Raw genomic sequence first — 20612 nt, 5'->3', positions numbered from 1 at the left:
TGCGTCTCCGCATCTACTGCGGTTTACTGCATTTCCTGCATTTCCTGCATTTCCTGCATTTCCTGTATTTCCTGCACTTTCAGCATTTCCGACGCCTCTTGTGTCCCCGGTCCTCTCAAAAACGTTCAGCTCCCTGCGCTGAAGCCGTCAAACGTGCGGATCGTAATCCGCAACCACCAGCACATCCATATGCCTTGCGCTTCTTAGCAGGCCCCGGATCATTCTCCGCTGGGCGTACAGCTTCCATCCAGCCATCTGCGGCTGTCCGATAATCAACTGGGTGGCCTTGACCGCATCTGCTGCTGCGACCAATTGGGAAGAAACGGCGCGGGTTGGCACCTTGTTTACCGGCAGCACGGTGAACGTTCCTCCGAGACGTTCCGTTAACGTCTGAAGCGCCGTCAGGCGCTGTTCGTCGTCAAGAGACAGACTGTGATGCCGCTCCAGAGGGAATGCCACATACCAGGCCGCTTTCAGCCGATGGGCGATCCGGAAGCCTCGGCGAATGAGTCGTTCTCCCTGGGGACCTTCACCAAGCATGACATAGATAACCTCCTCGCGACGCCAAGGCCCCCGCAGCGAGCTGCTGCGCTGCCATGACTCCAGTCTCTCGTCTACATCATCCGCAATTTCTCTTAAGGCAAGCTCTCTTAAGGCAATAAGGTTTCCCGTCTTAAAAAAATGACCAAGGGCTTGCGGGATTTTCTCCGGCGCATAAATTTTCCCCTCCTTCATCCGCTGCCGCAGCGACTCCGGCGTAACGTCGATGAGCTGAACCTCATCGGCCAATTGCAGAATATGATCCGGCACCGTCTCGCGAACACGAACGCCGGTCATTTGCTTGACGGCATCATTCAAGCTCTCCAAATGCTGCACGTTCATGGTCGTAATGACGGAGATGCCGGCCGACAGAATATCCAGCACGTCTTCAAACCGTTTCTTGTGCTTGCTTCCGGGAACATTCGTATGCGCCAGCTCATCCACAAGAACCACGTCAGGCCTGCGACGAATGATCTCATCGGTATCCATCTCCTCAAGGCGTGATCCCTGGTAGTCCATCTCTTTGCGCGGAAGAACCTCAAGATCACCGATCTGTGATCGCGTATCCATCCGGCCGTGCGTCTCCAACAGTCCGGTAAGAACCGTCAATTCCTTCTTTAGCAGATCATTGCCTTCGCGCAGCATCGCATACGTCTTGCCCACGCCCGGGGCAGCCCCGATATAGACTTTAAACCGCCCGCGCTTGACCTGCTCCATCTTCCGGTCCAGCTCTTGCTCATTCAATCGGTGAAACGAATCGGAGGAAACTCGCCGCGGATGGATCTGGGCCGGGATGATCCGTTCTCCGTCATGCGCCGCCCGATCCGCCACAATAAAAATATCGATCCCGCGCGTTTTCTTCAGCAGATCCTGAAGGAGCGAGCCCTGCCGCATCTCTTGCGGACGGGTCTGCTTCGAATGACCCAGCACAATGCGGGTCACATGGTGCTCCAACGCATATTGAACAAGCACGTCAGCCAGCTTCCTACGCGAATGGAGAGGCAGCTCTTCAAGCTTGACGCCGATACGCTCCGACAGTTTCAGCAAAGATCGCTTGAAGGCCGCCTGCTCTTTCGTGAGCTCTAACCTCGGATTCACAAACGTAACGGCCATAAGCTCACCGTTCAATCTCTTCGCGATCTGCTGTCCGCGCCGCATATAAATGGATCCGTTCCAATGATACTGGGTGGATACCAATATTCGCTCATGGGCTCCCGATGGGCCGACCAATCCCCGTTCCTTGCGGTGCCGCTCCAGCGAGTGGTTTACCCCTTCGGCTACGAGGCGAAGCGTCAGCTCCCGAAGCACGGCCAGATTACCCTCCTTCCATACGCTGCCACCCCCGAGCAAGCCGCCTTGTGCCCGCTCCAGCATCGTTTCAGGCGTTACATCAATGAGCACCACCTCGTCTGCGTTTTCTAGCGTATCGGCAGGAACCGTATAACTAGCCTTAATGCCTGTCAGCTTGACTGCAATATCTTGGACGTCCTCCAGCTCATACACATTGACCGTCGTGATGACGCTAATCCCCCGTCTTAACAGAAATCGGATGTCATCCAGCCGCGTGGCATGCTTCGCCCCCTTCCGATTTCGGTGGGCAAGCCCATCGACAAGCACCACCTCCGGGTTGCGCTGCACCAGCAGTTCCAGATCAAGATCCTTCTTCTCTACGCCGTCCTCCACCCAATGGATGCTGGGCACCCGCTCCAGATTCCGGACCTGCTCGACCGTTTCCGGACGCTGCATCGTGGATACCGCGCATATAACAACATCGATGCCTTGCAGTTTCAAGGTATGTCCTTCGCGAAGCATATGATAAGTTTTCCCCGAACCGCTTACGGCCCCGATATATACCTTAAGCCTTCCATGGTGGAGCTTCGCAATCGACCTTAAGATTTCCTCCGGTGATTTTCTCCGAAATGGGTCCATGATCAATCAAGAAGCTCGGCCAGCGCCAGGTTCAGCTTCAACACATTGACGCGCGGTTCACCGAACACGCCCAAGTCCCGTCCTTCTGTGTGCTCCTCTACCAACTGATTAAGCTCTGTCTCGGTAATTCCAGTCAGCTTGCTGATCCGTGGAATCTGAATATTCGCGGCCTGCGGCGATATGTGTGGATCCAATCCGGAGGCAGAATTCGTAACCAGATCCATCGGAACCTTGCTCACCGGAACGTCCGGGTTGTTCTCCTTCCACGCTTCAATCGAGGCCTTCGTCCGATCGATCAGGTCCGGGTTGGAAGGTGCATAGTTATTGCTGCCTGAGCCGGCTCCGTTATATTCAATGCTGGACACCCTGCCGTGAAAATACTGAGGCTCCGTAAAGTTCTGGCCGATCAATTCCGATCCGACCACCTTTCCGCCGGAATCCGTGACCAAGCTGCCGCCGGCTTGCTTCGGCATGAGCAACTGCGCGGCTCCCGTCGTAATCAGCGGATAGAGAAAACCGCATAACACGATAAATACAAGGCTCGTTCTTAGGGCCATGCCCAGAGAGACGCGGACTGCCCCCGCCCCGGCGCGAGGCGCAGCGGATGATTTTTGCAACGAATTATTCATGGTTCCTCGATCCCTTCCTTCATATCTTCCATATAAACCATTTTCGAGTTATCTCTATTCCCCGGCACGATTATCATATCTAGATCCATAGATGGACAATCATGTCGATCAGCTTAATCCCGAGGAACGGTACGAGCACGCCGCCTAAGCCATAGACCAGCACATTGCGCTGGAGCAGCTTCGACGAGCTCATCGGTTTGTAGGCTACGCCCTTCATCGCAAGCGGAATGAGCAGCGGAATAATGATCGCATTAAAGATCAGCGCCGACAGAATCGCCGACATGGGAGAACCCAATCCCATGACGTTCAGAACATTCATGCTCGGTATGGCAGCTGCAAACATCGCGGGAATGATGGCAAAATATTTGGCGACATCGTTCGCGACGCTGAACGTGGTCAGCGCGCCACGCGTCATTAGCAGCTGCTTGCCGATGGCAACCACCTCGATAATCTTCGAGGGATCCGAATCCAGATCCACCATATTGGCCGCTTCCTTGGCTGCGGTGGTACCGCTGTTCATCGCCAGCCCCACATCGGCCTGGGCCAGCGCCGGGGCGTCGTTCGTACCGTCACCAGTCATCGCAACCAGCTTGCCTTCGGCTTGTTCTCGGCGGATGACGGCAATCTTATCCTCGGGCTTGCTCTCGGCGATATAATCATCGACACCTGCTTCTTTGGCAATCGTCGCTGCGGTAAGCGGATTGTCGCCCGTGCACATAATCGTCTTGATGCCCATCCGGCGCAGCTGATCAAACCTTTCCTTCATGCCCGGCTTCACGGTATCCTTCAAGTAGATTAGACCATAGATGCGGTTATCCACGGCAACAGCGAGCGGGGTTCCGCCCTCTGTCGCGATGGCATCAGCGTTTGGCGTCAAATCCGAAGGGATGGAGCCTCCTTGCGACAGCACCCAAGCTTTGACGGCATCTACCGCACCCTTGCGGACTTTTCGCCCATCCTTAAGGTCCATCCCACTCATCCGGGTCTCTGCCTTAAATTCGATGAAATCCGCCTCGGCCGTCATGCTTGCATCTGCTTCGAGACCTTCCTGCTTCAGCAGCTCCAGCACGGAACGTCCTTCCGGCGTTTCATCCAGCAGCGAGCTCACGCCCGCCCATTGCGAAAGCGATGCATGCGATTCGCCGCCGACGGGAATTAACCGGCTGGCCATCCGGTTCCCGAACGTAATGGTACCCGTCTTATCCAGAATCATCGTATTGATGTCGCCGGCAGCCTCCACCGCCTTGCCCGACATCGCCAGCACATTGAACTGCGTCACCCGGTCCATGCCGGCAATCCCGATTGCCGACAGCAATCCCCCGATCGTGGTCGGGATGAGACATACCAGCAGCGAGATCAGCACCGGAACGGACAGTTCGATGCCAAGATACTTCGCAATCGGAGCGAGCGTAACGACAACGATCAGGAATATCAGCGTTAAGACGATCAACAGCGTATTCAGCGCAATTTCATTCGGCGTCTTCTGGCGAGAGGCTCCTTCAACAAGCGAGATCATCCGGTCGATAAACGATTCCCCGGGATCGCTCGTAATCCGGACGCGGATCGTATCGCTGACAACCCGCGTCCCCCCGGTGACCGAGCTGAAATCGCCGCCGGCTTCTTTAATGACGGGGGCGGACTCGCCGGTAATCGCCGATTCGTCAACGGACGCAAGGCCCGCAATGACTTCCCCGTCCCCGGGAATCATCTCGCCCTGCGTGACGATCACGATATCTCCTTTGCGAAGATCCGTGGACGGCACGGATTGTACCCCTCCGTTCTCCATCACTTTACGTGCCGTCATTTCCTGCTTCGACTGCTTAAGGGAATCGGCCTGCGCCTTTCCCCGTCCTTCGGCAAGCGCCTCTGCGAAGTTTGCAAACAGCAGCGTCAACAGCAGAATGACAAATACCGCCACATTAAATCCGATACTGCCCTCTGTTCCGAAATAGGATGGAAATAACGTCATCAACAGAACAACCAGCGTCCCGGCCTCCACAACAAACATGACCGGATTTCTCATCATCAGGACGGGATTCAGCTTCGTGAGGCTGTCCTTCAGCGCCTGACGGACCATCTCTTGGGACATCGCTTTTTTTCTCGTATTATTCATGGAAATAGGCCACCTTTTCTATTAACGGATCGTCAGATGCTCAGCAATCGGACCGAGCACAAGTACTGGCAAGAAGGTCAATGCACCGATAATCAGAACCGTCGCGATCAGAATGCCGGCAAACAGCTTATTATCTGTCCGGAACGTTCCGAGCGTCTCGGGAACCCATTGCTTCCGCATCAACGAGCCGCCCACTGCCAGCAAGGCGATCATCGAAATGTAACGTCCGAATAGCATGACCAGTCCGGTTGTCACGTTCCAGAACGGCGTGTTATCCGACAGTCCCTCAAATCCGGAACCGTTATTGGCTGCGGAAGACGTGTATTCGTACAATACCTGCGAGATGCCATGAAAGCCCGCATGGGCAATGCCCGCCTGCCCCGCATCCGTCATCAGCGCAAGTGCGGTCGGAGCCAGAATGATCAATGGATGCACCAGGATAACAACCGCAATTAGCTTCATCTCCCGCGCCTCTATTTTTCTCCCTAGAAATTCGGGTGTTCGGCCAACCATAAGACCAGCCAGGAATACTGCCAATATCGCATACATGAGCATGTTCATCAGCCCGACGCCTTTTCCGCCAAAAACGGAGTTCAGCATCATCAGGGATAGCGGCGTAATCCCGCCAAGCGGCGTGAGCGTATCATGCATGTTGTTGACCGACCCGGTCGTGGCCGCAGTCGTCACCGTGGTGAACAGGGAGGACTGGGCGATCCCGAACCGGACCTCCTTGCCCTCCATGCTGCCTTGGGAGGTATCCATGCCCAGCCGGTTCAGCGCCGGATTGCCGTTCGTTTCAGCCGCATAGTTCAAGGACAGGAATCCGATAAACAAGGTCATCATTACCGAGAAAATAATCCAGCCCTGCTTACGGCTCTTCGCGAACAAACCAAATGTGTAAGGAAGCGCCGCCCCGAGGCTCCACATGCACAGGATCTCGATCACATTGGTCAGCGGGGACGGGTTCTCGAACGGATGCGCCGAGTTGGCCCCCATAAACCCGCCCCCATTGGTGCCCAGATGCTTGATCGATTCCAGCGCAGCCACCGGTCCCACCGCTATTTGCTGCTCGCTTCCTTGAAGCGTCGTGACGCTGAGCGTAGGCTGCAAAGTCTGCGGCACCTGCAGCGCAACCAGTACCATCGCAATGATAAATGCGGCCGGGATAAACACCCGGGTGTGGGCTTTGACGAAATCTTCAAAAAAGTTGCCGACGGTTGTACCCTTGCTGGTCACCGCCCGGATAAACGCAATCGCCACGCATAGCCCGGTCGCCGCGGACGCGAACATCATCATCGTAATGACGGCCATCTGGGCCATATAGGATAATCCCGACTCCCCGCTGTAATGCTGGAGATTCGTATTCGTCATAAAGCTGATGATCGTATTGAACGACAAGGTCGATTCCATATTGTCGATACCGTTCGGGTTGAAGGGCAATACTCTCTGTATCCGCAGAATCAAATACCCCGCCGCGACGAGCACGATATTCGTTATCACAAAGCTGACGGCATACCCTTTCCATGTCATTCCCTTGCGTTCTTTGAACCCAATCAGTGCGAAGATCGGTTTCTCCAACCAGGAGAACCATTTATCCGTTCCATTCCCCTCATTGCGAAACACCTGATATAGATAAGTTCCGAGCGGCTTTACCAGCAGCACCAGAACGAGTATAACGATGGCAATTTGTAAAATGCCCATGACGAATGCCTTCCTCCTTCAGCTGTTTCCCTAGAATTTTTCAGGATGAATCAGCGCGTAAATCAAATATAGAAAAATAAAGAGCGTGCATATTAAAATGATCATCACAACTAATCCACCTCCGGTTCCGAAACCACGCGTCCGCACCAGAACATAAACAGCATGAGCAGTCCGTAGGTTCCTCCCAAGATAAGCACCATATATAAATCCTGCATGAATACAACCTCCTAAAACCTCATGGTCACATCAGCCAAGACGCTTAGCTGACAATGGATGAAATCAGGAAGGATACCTGATGATGGTTCGTATGAAGCACCACATCGGCACCCAGTCCCTTGTATATCAATCGTGGATTGCTGGAATGGGTAATCACATAAATCGACTCCGTCGTCCATGTCCGGCAGATCCGTAAATAGCGGCAGCACAGGTTCAAGCTGCTCTCGAACAAATACACCTTGCTGACGGGAAACTCGGGAATGATCCAGGTTTGTTCATCCCTTGTATCGATAACAATCATGTTGGTGCAGCCTAGTTCCCGCAGCCTCTCCTGCTCAACCCGGTTGTTGGCTATGGCCGCAAACGAAATGTCCATATAGATCAACTGGCGGATAAATTCTTCCCCGGCCTTGTTAGGCGCGGATACCAGGATAAACTCCTGCGGTTTCTCCATCTTTATTTCTCCTCCTAAAAAGTTCAGAAAGAGAAGACAACAACAAAGAAGCCTGGGGAAAGAGAAGAACTCTTCCCGCAGGCTTCTTCATCAGAACACGGTGAAATACACCGTGGCCCAAGTCCACGACAATCGTTGCCTCTCTCGATACGCTTACGAGGTTAGCTGACGGATTCGGGCGTGAGAGTCGCCCTACCCATAGACCGTTATCTTGTCCATGGGATTCACCCCTGAGAGATCAAGTTTATCTCCCGACTGGTTCCCCCGTTCCTTTTCCATTCAAGGACTCAGCGAAAATTAAAAACGAGTAGCATGTTATTCTATTAGCGATTGACTAACATTCAGGCCCGGCAAAACAGCACAGCATCAGGTTCGAGCGGTGAGAGTCGCATCATCCTGCATTTCCAGCGAAGGCCCATGGTGCCCTCGCCCGAGATTCGATCCATAAAGAACCCGGCAGCTCCCACACAGCCTTTAGGTCTTCATGGAACGGCTGCCCGTATGCCTGCTGCCGATGTCCGTCAATTCATAGTTCGTATCATACGTCCGGCCTTACAGGAAGTAAATGTGAGCAGAAACACGTGGGGCGTTATGTCGAACAGGATCTGTCCGGTTTCGCTCCATTATCTCTTGAATCCTGCTCTATACTATGTATTTCTCTTGTTTTCTTGTATTTATCGCAATCTATCGAGATACCGAGATTTTGCCATGATAATAGATGACACAACCGAATGTACGCGTTTTCTTTTACGGTTTTCATCGATTTTCGGAATGTATCCGTCCAATATGGCCATTTACTTTTAGATTCCTCCGGCGTATGATTCATCCATCATTCGAAACACTCGTTTACGCTGAGCTCCCGAGCCTTAAGCGAAGCGGCCACTGTAGCAGGGCCACTAACGATAAATAGGCCTGGAGAGCGGGGTTACTCTGCTCATCAGGCCTTTTTGCCGTGCATATAACATTCCTATAAAGGAGCGCAGATCATGACGAAACTCATCGAGGCCGCACTGGCTCCCGTCATCGAAACCGCATCGCCTGCATTAAATGCAGAGCTCATCCGCTGCATGGAGATATTTCGTTTCGACCGGGGCTCGGCTGAACGCTTTATCCCCTGGAGCGACCGAGATTGGAACTGCGGGTTGTTCAAAATCAGCTGCAAAGACGCGGCCGGGTATGCCGAATATGCCCTGCCAAGCACAAGAGAATTCGCGGATCTGATCCGCTGGGCATCCGTCTTTACGAGGCTGAGAGGTATGCCCGTGACCGAGGCCATTCGCTATGCCCAGAAGCAGCAGCAGTGGGGATCCGCACGAATGCAGCTCGCCGTATCGGCCCTCGCCGATCTGGAGGCCAATCTGCAACAGCACATCACCCGTATGCGGTTAGGCAGCCTGCCGCTGGAGCGTTCCTTCCTGATGGACTGCTCGGAGGCATATTATTCCTTCTAGGACAGCTGCTAGAAAGAGCTACCGTTCTCTCTCCATTGCAATTGGTTGTTTTCCCCCCGCTCACTTGAACATATTCTTGAGCACCATCATCAGGTTGGCCGGCTTCTCTGCCAGCCGCCGGGTGAAATACGGGTACCACATCGTTCCGTAGGGCATATAACACCGGATACGGTAGCCGTCCTGTGCCAGGGCAGCCTGATCGTTCATCCTCAGTCCGTACAGCATCTGAAATTCATAGTCCTGTTTGTCTATGCGGCTCTGCTCGGCAAACACCTTCACCCAGTCGATGATGTTGTCGTCGTGCGAAGCAATCGCGACGTAGGCTCCCTGATCAAAATGCATTTTGATCAACTTCTTATAGTTGTCAATGACCTCCCGCTTCTGCTGAAAGGCGATGGTTCCCGGCTCTTTGTACGCCCCCTTGACCAACCGCAGATTTACGCCGGCATGCATCAAATTCTTGACGTCCTCCTCCGTACGGAACAAGTAGGCTTGCATTACGGTCCCCACGTTGGTCAGCCCCTCCTTATGGAGCCGCAGCGTCATATCAATCGTCGCCTGGGTGTACGGCGAATCCTCCATATCCAGACGAACGAAATTGCGGTGCTCTTTCGCCTTTTTCACCACCATTTTGATGTTCTCGTACGCCTTCTCCAGATCCAGCGCCATGCCCATCTGCGTCGGTTTCAGCGATACGTTCGACTGCACTCCACGCCTCGCGATCCCTTCCACCAGCTTCAAATATTCCTCCCGATACCCGGCTGCTTCGTCCAGCGTCCGGATGCCCTCCCCCAGATGGTCCAGCGTGACAAGAATGCCCTTCGCGTTCAGCCTCTCGATTTCATCCAGCGCCTCATCCAAGGTATCGCCGGCAATGAATCGGCCCGCCAATTTCCGGCCGTACTTGATCGACAACCATTTCACGAGTTTATTGCTGGACACCGTCAGGATCACTTTGCGGTAAAGCTCGGTTCCGTCCATGCGCGCGCCCCCTCTGCAAGGTAAACCAAAAATGCACTCTATCTAACTCATATGCAAAAATCATGACGGCATGCAGGAAGACATACATATCTTACATAGAGGTTTTCACCAGGAGTTCCTAACCATGCCACCATGACGCATTCGCAGCTGGACCATTGGCCAGAAGCTTCGATTCATATCATGTTAAGGAGGGGCCTCCCCATGCGAGCATCTTTTCGGAACGAACCATTTATGGACTTCAACAACGAATGGAACAACAAGTTATACGACGCGGCGTTATCCGGGGTCGAAGCCGAGCTTGGCCAATCGTACCCGCTGGTCATCGGCGGTGCCAAAATCCATACGGAGCGCACCGCAAATTCGGTCAATCCGGCGCGCAAACGCCAAGTCATCGGCGTCGTGTCCCAGGCGGATACCGAGCTTGCCGAACAAGCCATTCAGACGGCAGCGCGTACCTTTGAGACGTGGAAGCACACCGAGCCGAGCGAACGGGCACGCTATCTGTTCAAAGCCGCGGCGATCATGCGGCGGCGCAAGCTCGAGTTCTCCGCGCTCATGACTCTCGAAGCCGGCAAGACGCGTGCCGAAGCCGACGCCGATACGGCCGAGGCGATCGATTTCATGGAATTCTATGCACGCGAAATGCAGCGCCTGAGCGCGCCCCAGCCGCTGACGGTCCACGAGGAGGAAGAGAATCATCTCTATTACATCCCGCTTGGCGTCGGCATCGTCATTCCGCCGTGGAACTTCCCGCTCGCGATTATGGCCGGCATGACAACGGCTGCCATCGTCTCCGGCAACACCGTTGTGCTGAAGCCAGCCAGCACCACCCCGGTCATAGCCGCTAAATTCGTAGAGCTACTGGAAGAGGTCAGCCTGCCTCCGGGCGTCGTTAATTTCCTGCCTGGCCCGGGTCAGGAAGTGGGCGACTATTTGGTGGATCACCCATTGACCAGATTTATCAGCTTTACGGGGTCACGCGAGGTCGGACTGCGGATTCAGGAACGCGCGGCCAAGACGCAGCCGGGGCAACGATGGATTAAGCGCGTCATCGCCGAAATGGGCGGGAAAGACGCAATCATCGTGGACAACGAAGCCGATTTGGAGCTCGCGGCGGACGCGATTGCCGCTTCCGCATTCGGCTTCTCCGGTCAGAAATGCTCTGCCTGCTCCAGAGCCATCGTGCACGAGGACGTCTATGATATCGTGCTGCAGAAGGTGATCGACCGCTCCAAGAAGCTGGTGATCGGAAGCCCCTCCAATGCCGAGGCTCAGGTAGGACCCGTCATCGACGATAAGGCGTACCGTAAAATTCTCGACTATATCGAAATCGGGAAAAGCGAAGGTAGGCTGGTGCTTGGCGGTTTTCCCGGCGATCCGGAGGGGTATTTCATACAGCCGACGATCTTCGCGGACGTTGCCAGCACCGCCCGTATTTCCCAGGAGGAAATCTTTGGTCCGGTCGTGGCCTTCACGAAGGCAGCCTCCTTCGACGAAGCGATCCGATTCGCCAACAATACCGATTATGGGCTGACCGGCGCGGTGATCTCGAACAACCGCGCGCACCTGGAGCAAGCCCGGCGCGACTTCCATGTCGGCAACCTGTATTTGAACCGGAAATGCACCGGCGCCTTGGTGGGCATCCACCCGTTCGGCGGCTTCAATATGTCCGGGACCGACTCCAAAGCCGGCGGGCGTGACTACCTGCTCCTGTTTACACAGGCGAAGGCGGTGTCGGAGCGATTCTGATTACGACATGTAAAGAAACCTCTCCATGACAATGGAGAGGTTTCTTTATGTACAGCGATTCTTTTACCGGCTTTACGCCTTAACCTTGCCCTTAATCTCCCGGACCACCTTGCCCTCGAACGATTGATTCATCCAGTACGCAAGATGAATGCCTTCCTCACCAAAGGTGCATTCCGTGGTTAAGTAGAATGGCGTCTCTGTCAGTCGGATGGTCAGCTTCAACGTCCGCTCATCCTTCCAGGTCATGGAGGCAGCATATTCATTATCCCCCATCATCATCAGCTTCGTGGTTCCCGTCTTCCACGCGTTGCGACCACAGACAACCGAATTGACGCCGTGTTCCCCCTCAAGCTCCATTACCGCGCCGTCTTCTTCAAACCGGACGGAGAACGAACGCAGCTTCGCCTCATTCTCTTCGAGATCATAGACGATCCCGGTGACGTCCTTCTCGACCGGGGATGCCGCCTCTTCGCTTGGCGGATCCAGCTTCAGCGCTTGCAGCATTCCAGTAAGAGAAGCCTCCGCTCCGGTGTCGGTCGGCAGCGCATCAGGCCTCATCGAAGGTTGCAGATGCTCCCATGCTTCATCTAGCACGGCCTGCATGTCCCCAAGGCCGGAGGTAATCGCTATGACCGCATCCTGCTCCGGCAGCACGACGCAGAATTGTCCGAATGCGCCGTCGCCGCGGTAAGCCCCGTGTCGGCACATCCAGAATTGATAGCCGTACCCTTCGGTCCAATCCGAAGAGGAATCCGCAGGTCCGTTGGATATCTGTTTGGAGGTCGCCTCCTCGATCCACGCCTCCGGGATCAGCCGCTGGCCTTCCCATACGCCCTTCTGAAGATAAAGCTGGCCGAACTTGGCAATGTCCTCGGTCTTCAGCTTAAGTCCCCATCCGCCGGTGTTGATTCCCTGCGGACAGCTTTCCCATGTGGCTCCATGAATGCCAAGCGGGTCGAACAGGCGAGGCTGCAAATAATCCAGCAGCGTGATGCCGGTAACCTTCTGCAGAATGGCCGAAAGCATGTACGTCGCTGCGCTGTTATATACAAAGTGGGTACCGGGCTCATGCTCTACCGCTTGTTTAAGAAAGTCGGCCGCCCAAATATCGGACGGCATGGCAGGCTCCTGCGCATGTCCGGTCCCCATGATAAGCAAGTCGCGTATCGTCATCGCGGACAGATTCGGGGAGGGATCTTCAGGAGCGTATTCCGGAAAGAAGCCGATCACCCGGTCCTCCAGCGCAATCTGTCCCTCTTGGGCGAGCAGTCCGATCGCCGTAGAAGTAAAGCTCTTGCTTAACGAGAACAGCATATGCGGTTTGTCCGCCTGATACGGCTTCCACCAGCCTTCCGCCACGACATGTCCATGCCGTACCAGCATGAAGCTGTGGAGTTCAAGCTCCTTTTCCTGAATCGATCGGATAAAGCGTTCGATTGACTGAGATGGGATTCCTTGATTTTCGGGGGTGCTTCTTGGCAATAATTGAACCGTTTTCATGTTCATCTTCCTTTCGCCTCTCCCTGTATCAATAAAATAATTTCATTATGACCCTTCCATTATACACCAGGTAATGGCACCGCTTCATCATAACGTATGGCACGAAAACCAAGCCGCTCACTAATCTCATTCAAGTCCTCCCGTGCAAGAAAAGAAGCCTCCTGATCGCGTCCGCGCGCCAGCTCCTCCCCATCCACTCGAGCATTGCCGCACTGCACCATTTCCTCCGAATACAATGCCGGATGGGACAGGAAGAAATACTGGTCATCCGTTAAGCTGCCAAGCACCCTTTCAAACGACTCAACCCCGTCCGGCACGCCGCCCGGGAAAAAATTGTAGTAATGGCGATGGTTGATTAGCCCCTTCGCTTCAATCCAGCGGTCCAGCTCTTCCTGCAGCCCGGGTATGAAGCGCTCCGGCAGCATATGAGAATCGGCATAAGAAATGCTGAAGCCTGCTGCGGTCAGTTTATCAAGCTGGGCTTCGCATTCCAGGAGGATCTCCTGCAGCAAAGGCGGATGATCCTGAAACAGGAACGGATCCTGATAGAAATAACCGGACTCATCGACAAGCGAAGGAACCTGTTCCTTCGCGGCAACAGGTCTCCAGCGTACGTTATCCCACTCCGCGTTCAGCGTCATATGGAAACCGAAGCAGATGTCCTTGCGATGCGCCAACAGCTGCGCGGCCTCACCAAGATAAGGACCGGGCGCCATGATGGACACGTTTTTAATGAATCCGGCCTCAACGGCCTTGGCAATCGCAGCATTGGCGGAACGGCTGGAAGCATAATCGTCGGCCCTCGTAATGATCCGCCTCATTTTACCGCACCTGCCGCAATCCCTTTGATGATGTATTTCTGGGCGAAAATATAGAAAATGACAACCGGGATGATCGTCAGCGTCAAACCGGCCATCGCCTGGTTCCACACAATCGTGAACTCCCCGAAGAAATAGAAGGTCGACAGCGGGATTGTGCGCAGCCCTTTATCCGACAGCGTCAGCGATGGAAGCAGGTAGTCGTTCCACAGCGCAATGACGTTCAGGATCGCGATGGTCACGCTGATGTTCTTCAGCAGCGGGAACACGATTCGCCAGAACACGCCCAGCTTGGAGCAGCCGTCCAGCGTAGCTGCCTCCTCCAGCGCAATCGGTACCGATTTGATGAACCCGTGGTACAGGAAGACCGCCATACTGGACGTAAAGCCGACGTTCATATAGATCAAGCCCTCATGAGTGTTGAGCATCGGAATGTGCAGATTGGTGCGAATCCAGTCCATCACCTGCATCAGCGGCATCATCAGCGTCTGGAAGGGAATCAGCATGGTCGCCACGAAGGTGAAGAAAATAATTTTGCTCAGCTTATTATCCGTCCGCACCAGCATCCATGCCGTCATGGAGGCAAGCACGATGACGATAATCACCGAGATGACGGTGACATACAGCGAGTTGCCCAGAGCGGTGAAGAAATTCATCTTCTCCATCGCGGATTTATAGTACTCAAAGCTGAAGGAGGAAGGCAGCGCGAGCGCATTCTCATACAGCTCCGCACGATCCTTAAAAGAGTTAATCAGCATGATGAAGACCGGAGACAAGAAGACCAGCGAGGCGAGGAACAGCAGGATGTCGAGCAGCCATTTCCCTGATTTCTTCATTACATCTGCACCTCTCTTCTCTTCGTGATGATAACTTGCGTCAGCGTAAGTCCGGCCACAATCAAGAAGAAGATGATCGCTTTTGCCTGACCTAAACCATAATTACCGTAAGCAAAAATCTCGTTGAAAATATTCATCGCAAACATCTCCGTCGCATTGCTCGGTCCGCCCTTGGTCAACGACAGGTTCACGTCATAGATTTTGAACGCCCCGGACAGCGTCAGGAACAGACAGATCGTGAATGAAGGCATTAACAGCGGGAACACAATGCTCTTGAGTCGCTGCCACAGGTTGGCGCCGTCGACCTTCGCTGCCTCCATCAATTCATCCGGAATCCCCTGGATGCCCGCGATGTAGATGATCATCGTATAACCCGCCAGCTGCCAGGTGAATACGGCGACGATGGCGTACAGCGCAAACTGCGGATGCAGCAGCCAGTTAAAGAACACGCTGTCAAATCCGGTCTTCTCGCCCAGAAAGCTGAAGGCATCCGTAAAAATAAACTGCCAGATGTATCCCAAAATCAGGCCGCCGATGAGGTTCGGCATAAAGAACATCGTTCGCGCCGCATTTCTCGAGCGGAGCTTCGTCGTTACCAGCAGGGCAAAGGCCAGACCCAGAATGTTGACGCATACCAGCGCGAGCAGCGTGAATTGAACCGTATGCCAAGCCGATGACAGGAATCGTTCGTCCTGGAACAGCTGAACGTAATTATCAAATCCTACGAATACTTTGGGATTTGCCGGAATGCCATCCCAATTTACGAAAGAGTACACAATCCCGATAATAAACGGGATGAGAACCACGGTCGTGAAAATAAACAGAAGCGGCACCGTAAATAGGGCAAACCAGGCTTTATCCTTTCTTTTGCTCATAATCCATACCTTCTTTCCGTTCCGGATGATTCCCGCAAGGCGGCATCAAACCTTGAATTCGTGATAGAAAAAACAAAAGCCTAACGCTCATCATCGGAACGTCTGAGGCTAGGCTTTCATTTTCATGGAATTGTTATTTCAGGTGGTTATCGTTTTTCCTCGATTATTTTGATGCTTTCGCCCACACTTCATCCAGCTTCTGCAGGAACTGCTCTCCTGTCATGCCCGGATTCATGAAGTACTCCTGCGTAGCTGGAGCCAGGTCATTGGTGATGATTCCCGATGGGAAGTAGTTCAACGCCCAAGTGATCGTCTCACCCTTCGTGGTTGCTTCGTGCACCGCTTGAGACAATGGATCCAGATCGCCTGCTTCAATATTCGTTAGAGCCGGGATGAATTTGAATTCGTCCACGATGGCTTTCTTGCCGCTGTCGCTAGTAAAGAGCCAGTTCAGGAATGCGTTCGCGGCTTTAACTTCCTCAGCGTCCGCCTGATTGTTCACGACCCAGTAGCTGGCCACGCCGACGGCGATTTTATCGTTGCCGGCAAGCGGGAACGGCATCATGCCCACCTTGGAGCCGAAATCGCCGAAGTCCGCAAGCATGGAATAACTCCAGTTGCCTTGGTGCACCATAGCCGTTTTTTCCGTAGCGAAGTCGCCCATTTGGCTATCGTATTTCACTTCCAGCGGATTCTTGGTGTTGGCCTTGATCACGTCCATGAATTTCGCCCACTCTTGGAACTCCTTCGTATCGGCCATCTTCACTTCGCCTTTGTTCAGCTGGTCGATAAAGGCCAGCGGATCGGATTGAAGCGCAAACGGCGTGTTGATGATATGTCCGATCAGGAAGTATGCCTCTTGGGACAGGCTCAAACCGTTCTTCCCGTCAGCCTTCAGCTGCTCCAGCGTCTTGGTGAAGGAATCCAGGTCCTTCATGTTAGCCGGATCCACCAGATCCTTGTTATACACGAGACCGAAACCTTCTACGCCGTATGGAACGCCGACCGTTTTATCATCGACCTTCAATTCCATGTCAGGCGCGATGTTCTTCACATACTCTTCGCCGCTCAAATCGGAGAAATAGGATTTCAGCTTCTCGGACTCGGGCCCTGGAGCCACGCTGAATATCGTCGGTCCCTGGTTGCTGCTGAGCTTCGCTACCAGCTGCTGCGAATAAGCGTCTCCTGCGGCACCCCATACTTCAACCTCATTGCCGGTTTCTTCTTTATAGGTTTTAACCAAAGCTTCAAGAGGTTCTGTAATTTCAACTTTCGATTGGAAGAGCGTAATTTTCTTCAGCTTATCTCCCCCATCACCACCGGATGCTGCTCCAGAATCTTTGTCAGATGTACCACCGCAGGCTGCAAGTGTTGCAACCAAAGCCGTTGCTGTAAGTATGCTAAATACCTTTTTTACTTTTTTCAAGTGACACGCCTCCCCCTTAAGGACTCTATAAAGTAAAACGTTTACAAACCCATCATAGGGCGTTTTACCTAGATTGTCAATAAAAATTGTACGCGTTTTCATAAAAATACTAAGTAAAAAAACTAGTAAAATTATTGATATTTTACTAGTTACAATCATAAAGTTTATCTCACCGTTTTTCTCCACTGGATGGTGGCATTCAGCTTAAAGGGCTCCCTGCCCGTTGTGCCCTTGATCATCTCGAGCAGCTCCTTCGCCGCCAAATAACCGCTTTCATAACGCGGGATCGCAATCGTGGTCAAACCGGCCATCGCCGCCGCATCCGAGTTATCGAATCCGGTGATTGAGATATCCTCCGGGACCCGTATTCCGTTCTCCTCCAAAGCTTTAATCGCGCCGAGAGCCATATTGTCATTCGCACAGACCAGCACTTCAGGCAAGGCATTGCTCAGGATCAGAATTTTGGCGGCCTGATATCCGCTTTCCTCGCTGTAATCGCCATGGAAGTAATTGCGGCGGTCAAACACGATGCCATTCTTCGCAAGCGTATCCATAAATCCGGCGAACCGCTCCTTGTGATCCAGGGTAAACTCCAAACCGCCGATGTATCCGAAATTCGTAAACTGTTTATCCACCAAGGCCTGGACCATTTCACACATGACGGGGTAATTGTCCACGATCACGCTTTTGGTGTTGGCGTACTCATTATCAATAATCCGATCCATGAGAACGACAGGGAATTGCGGCGTGGCTACCGAGACTAAATATTCGTCCGTCATATTCCGATCCAAACTTATGGTACCGCTTGCAAATTTGCTGCGCATAAAATTGGTGCTGGATTTATTCGTACAGATGATAAGGTCGTATCCATTCTCCGTCAGGCAATGGCTGATCCCCTTAATGATCTTTAAATAATAATCGCGATCAAAGTCGCTGAAGACGAATATAATCGTGTTGCTTTTATCGGATTTGGTTGACTTATGCGGAAAATAGCCGTGCTCCGAGCATAATCTCAGCACTCGCTCCCTCGTCTCCCGCCCCACGTTCTTGCGCCCGTTCAGCACGTTGGACACTGTAGACACCGAGACATCCGCGAGCTTTGCAATTTCCTTCAAACCACTCATGAATCCTATCCCCTCTCCAAAGGCGTTAGTAAATTTAATATAACATGGATTTATTTTTAATAAAATTTACTTATTTTGCTTGGATGAGATTTTCCTTGCATTATCATCCTTATCATTGTTTTTCATGATACGCTGCTCAGGCCAGAAGCCCTTTGTTCGTCACAGCAAAAAGCAGGCCACGGGAATCCATCGCCGTGACCTGCTAAATCAGGTAGATGCCACTAATCACCATCATGGGCGGTGTTGCCGCCGGGCTGGGTATCTCGCTGCTAACGCGTTCTTCCGTTAAGGACTGGGTCGATGCCGGGAAATTGCAGGCCTTCCAAATCCCAAGCGGTACCGCAGCTCCAAGGTCCATTTTGTATTCCGGCGCAGCCTGTTTCGCACCAGCGCCTTTAATCATTTTATTGAGCAATTTGAGAAGACCGAATAAATACTTCGACCGGAACGGGAAAAACCGTGACCCTAAGGGTCACGGTTTCTTGACGAGCCAATCACACTTATCTCGGTATTTGATCTGCCGAAGGCTGCAGAAAACCCGACACCTCGGGAGCCAGCACTTCCGGCGCCATCACGACGGCAGAATGGTCCTGACCAGACAGCATCCGATGCTCGCACTGAGGGAGCAAGTCAACCAATGCGCTCGCGGCCCCATGGAACATAGGTCCGCTGTTCTCGCCCGTCATCACCATGACCGGGACGTCGACATCCCAGCGAGCCGTTGGCAGCGGTTGACCGGATTGCGTGCTCCCCATGATCATGCCGTCATAGGCCAATGTATGCGCCATGCCCTCCATGACCTGCCAAGAAGGATCTGCCTTCATGAATTCTATATATTCCGCGGGGATTCCCAGCGCTGCCGTCATGAAATATTCTACGGCATCGCTGCGTCGATGTTCGGCCATCAGCGCATTCAAATGCTGCACGTATTCCGCCGGTACAGGTTCGCGGCTATCGTCAATGATAAACGGCGGCTCATATAAAAACAGTTTTCTAACTTTACTGCTTCCGAGTCTGCTCGCCGCATCCAGCGCCAGAACAGCGCCCGAAGAACTTCCGAATACATACGCGCTGCCGCCCGCCTCCCGAATAAGGGAATCGATATCTTCGATCTCACGTTCAACGGCATACGGAGCCGTATCCGTACTGCTGCCTCGTCCCCGTCGATCATAATTGTAGACGGTAAAATGTTCAGATAGAAGCTCACCAAGGCGCTTTGTATCGTTGTGATCCGAAGCTGCAGCAGCTACAAGGATAACAGCCGGACCAGCCCCTTTCTTTTCATAAAAAATTCGGGTACCGTCATTCGACATCACGTAGTTCATGATCATCTCCCCTTTTACTGTCCTTTTATGTACAAACTTATTTCGTCCTCAAACCGTTCCAGCGTATCCGTGTATCCTTCCACCATTCCCATGACTTCCGCAGCTTCCAGTTCCTTCGCACTTGCAAAATGGGTTATGATGCTTAGCCTCGTTCCGTCTCCGTCCTCTTCAAACGCAACCGAGGTCAACATATCGCTGCCTGCTACGGAATTCCAGTTCTGATCCGTGAATGTGTCTGTAAATACGAGCCTCGATAACTCCACCACTTCGGAGTAGGTCGCCTTGCAAAAGGCTTCTTCCCCTTCTCCCACCGCATCGGGAGCCAGTTTGTAGCGCCATACGCCGCCCGGTCTGACATCCATCTCGTATACCGTGGCACTCCAATTCTTTGGCCCCCACCAGCGTTCGATGTGTTCCGGCTTAGTCCATCCCAGCCAGGACATCTTCAGCGGTATCGATACGACACGCTCCACGATCAGCTTCCGCTGCTCCCGGTCTTTCGTGACAATGGTCTTTCTACCCATATGAATTCCTCCTCTCTGTGAAATCGGCTCTGCGCGCAGAGCCGTAATTTCCTGTGGATCTACTAAAAAATTGATTAACTCTCCTTTCCGTTGAAGTCGCTCATATAGTCCTCGAACTTGTCGAGTCTTTCTTCCCATAGTCGACTGAACGAATCGAACCAGACGTCCAGCTCCTGAAACGGCTGGGCTTCAAGACTATAGATGCGCTGCTGTGCCTTCTTACGGACTTTTACCAGCCCGGCCTCGCTCAGTATCCGCAGATGGCGGGATACTTGGGGCTGGCCGATGCCCAGAATCTCTACGATGTCGCTGACCGATCTCGAGCCTTGCTTTAAGAGCTCAACGATGTTGAAGCGGTTCGGCTCTGAGATCGTAAACAGGGTTAATTGCATAGCTGATGTATTCATGATTTGAATATACA

General features: G+C 53.2%; 18 protein-coding genes and 1 riboswitch. Of the genes, 2 read left to right on the top strand and 16 right to left on the bottom strand.

Annotation, left to right across the window (positions count from 1 at the left end):
* Positions 1-147: 147 nt before the first annotated feature.
* From MKX98_RS02415 to MKX98_RS02395, 5 genes are all read right to left on the bottom strand, one after another.
* Positions 148-2469 (bottom strand): histidine kinase, encoded by a 2322-nt coding sequence (locus tag MKX98_RS02415; protein ID WP_339221231.1) that lies wholly within the window; start codon positions 2467-2469, stop codon positions 148-150.
* Between the two features lie 2 nt (positions 2470-2471).
* The gene (kdpC, locus tag MKX98_RS02410; RefSeq protein ID WP_339221229.1) at positions 2472-3098 is read right to left on the bottom strand and encodes a potassium-transporting ATPase subunit KdpC; all 627 of its coding nucleotides are present in this window, start codon (positions 3096-3098) and stop codon (positions 2472-2474) included.
* A 79-nt stretch (positions 3099-3177) separates the two neighbouring features.
* Positions 3178-5211, bottom strand: coding sequence for a potassium-transporting ATPase subunit KdpB (kdpB, locus tag MKX98_RS02405; protein ID WP_339221227.1), 2034 nt, complete (start codon positions 5209-5211; stop codon positions 3178-3180).
* A 21-nt stretch (positions 5212-5232) separates the two neighbouring features.
* Positions 5233-6912 carry a potassium-transporting ATPase subunit KdpA gene (gene kdpA, locus MKX98_RS02400; protein ID WP_339221225.1) on the bottom strand — a complete coding sequence of 560 codons (1680 nt, stop codon included), beginning with the start codon at positions 6910-6912 and terminating at the stop codon, positions 5233-5235.
* Between the two features lie 259 nt (positions 6913-7171).
* On the bottom strand, positions 7172-7582 hold the full coding sequence (locus tag MKX98_RS02395) for a hypothetical protein (protein WP_194540597.1): 411 nt from the start codon (positions 7580-7582) through the stop codon (positions 7172-7174).
* Positions 7583-7716: 134 nt separating this feature from the next.
* Positions 7717-7885, bottom strand: a riboswitch (cyclic di-AMP (ydaO/yuaA leader).
* Between the two features lie 683 nt (positions 7886-8568).
* Here MKX98_RS02395 and MKX98_RS02390 point away from each other — a divergent pair.
* Positions 8569-9033 carry a hypothetical protein gene (locus MKX98_RS02390; RefSeq protein WP_339221222.1) on the top strand — a complete coding sequence of 155 codons (465 nt, stop codon included), beginning with the start codon at positions 8569-8571 and terminating at the stop codon, positions 9031-9033.
* A 60-nt stretch (positions 9034-9093) separates the two neighbouring features.
* On the opposite strand, the gene MKX98_RS02385 is transcribed toward MKX98_RS02390, so the two are convergent.
* On the bottom strand, positions 9094-10014 hold the full coding sequence (locus tag MKX98_RS02385; protein ID WP_194540596.1) for a proline dehydrogenase family protein: 921 nt from the start codon (positions 10012-10014) through the stop codon (positions 9094-9096).
* 201 nt (positions 10015-10215) lie between these two features.
* On the opposite strand from MKX98_RS02385, the gene pruA reads away from it, so the two are divergent.
* A complete protein-coding gene (pruA, locus tag MKX98_RS02380; protein WP_220686800.1) occupies positions 10216-11763 on the top strand; it encodes an L-glutamate gamma-semialdehyde dehydrogenase in 1548 nt (515 codons plus the stop codon).
* 72 nt (positions 11764-11835) lie between these two features.
* Here the strand turns inward: pruA and MKX98_RS02375 are convergent, their stop codons facing one another.
* The 10 genes from MKX98_RS02375 to MKX98_RS02330 all read right to left on the bottom strand — a co-directional run bounded on the left by MKX98_RS02375 (position 11836) and on the right by MKX98_RS02330 (position 20598).
* Positions 11836-13263, bottom strand: a complete 1428-nt coding sequence (locus tag MKX98_RS02375; RefSeq protein WP_259445500.1) for a serine hydrolase — start codon at positions 13261-13263, stop codon at positions 11836-11838.
* Positions 13264-13322: 59 nt separating this feature from the next.
* Positions 13323-14084 carry a polysaccharide deacetylase family protein gene (locus MKX98_RS02370; RefSeq protein ID WP_339221219.1) on the bottom strand — a complete coding sequence of 254 codons (762 nt, stop codon included), beginning with the start codon at positions 14082-14084 and terminating at the stop codon, positions 13323-13325.
* Complete coding sequence (locus tag MKX98_RS02365) at positions 14081-14917, bottom strand: carbohydrate ABC transporter permease (RefSeq protein ID WP_194540592.1); 837 nt, start codon at positions 14915-14917, stop codon at positions 14081-14083. Before MKX98_RS02365 ends, MKX98_RS02370 begins: the two co-directional genes overlap by 4 nt.
* The gene (locus MKX98_RS02360; protein ID WP_071219135.1) at positions 14917-15792 is read right to left on the bottom strand and encodes a sugar ABC transporter permease; all 876 of its coding nucleotides are present in this window, start codon (positions 15790-15792) and stop codon (positions 14917-14919) included. The genes MKX98_RS02365 and MKX98_RS02360 overlap by 1 nt, the downstream gene beginning before the upstream one ends.
* Positions 15793-15955: 163 nt before the next feature.
* Positions 15956-17218 (bottom strand): ABC transporter substrate-binding protein, encoded by a 1263-nt coding sequence (locus MKX98_RS02355; protein WP_339221217.1) that lies wholly within the window; start codon positions 17216-17218, stop codon positions 15956-15958.
* Positions 17219-17382: 164 nt separating this feature from the next.
* Positions 17383-18342 (bottom strand): LacI family DNA-binding transcriptional regulator, encoded by a 960-nt coding sequence (locus tag MKX98_RS02350; protein WP_071219137.1) that lies wholly within the window; start codon positions 18340-18342, stop codon positions 17383-17385.
* Between the two features lie 202 nt (positions 18343-18544).
* Complete coding sequence (locus tag MKX98_RS02345) at positions 18545-18745, bottom strand: hypothetical protein (protein ID WP_339221215.1); 201 nt, start codon at positions 18743-18745, stop codon at positions 18545-18547.
* Between the two features lie 97 nt (positions 18746-18842).
* Positions 18843-19667: an alpha/beta hydrolase gene (locus MKX98_RS02340; RefSeq protein ID WP_220686803.1), complete on the bottom strand. Its 825-nt coding sequence runs from the start codon at positions 19665-19667 to the stop codon at positions 18843-18845.
* A 14-nt stretch (positions 19668-19681) separates the two neighbouring features.
* Positions 19682-20191, bottom strand: coding sequence for an SRPBCC domain-containing protein (locus MKX98_RS02335; protein ID WP_194540587.1), 510 nt, complete (start codon positions 20189-20191; stop codon positions 19682-19684).
* Positions 20192-20265: 74 nt separating this feature from the next.
* A complete protein-coding gene (locus MKX98_RS02330) occupies positions 20266-20598 on the bottom strand; it encodes a metalloregulator ArsR/SmtB family transcription factor (RefSeq protein WP_233354722.1) in 333 nt (110 codons plus the stop codon).
* Positions 20599-20612 lie beyond the last annotated feature (14 nt).

It is taken from the genome of Paenibacillus sp. FSL W7-1332 (assembly GCF_037969785.1).
Lineage (GTDB): Bacteria > Bacillota > Bacilli > Paenibacillales > Paenibacillaceae > Paenibacillus_AQ.
Note: the sequence above shows the minus strand (reverse complement) of the source record. Positions and strands in the feature narration are given on the sequence as shown.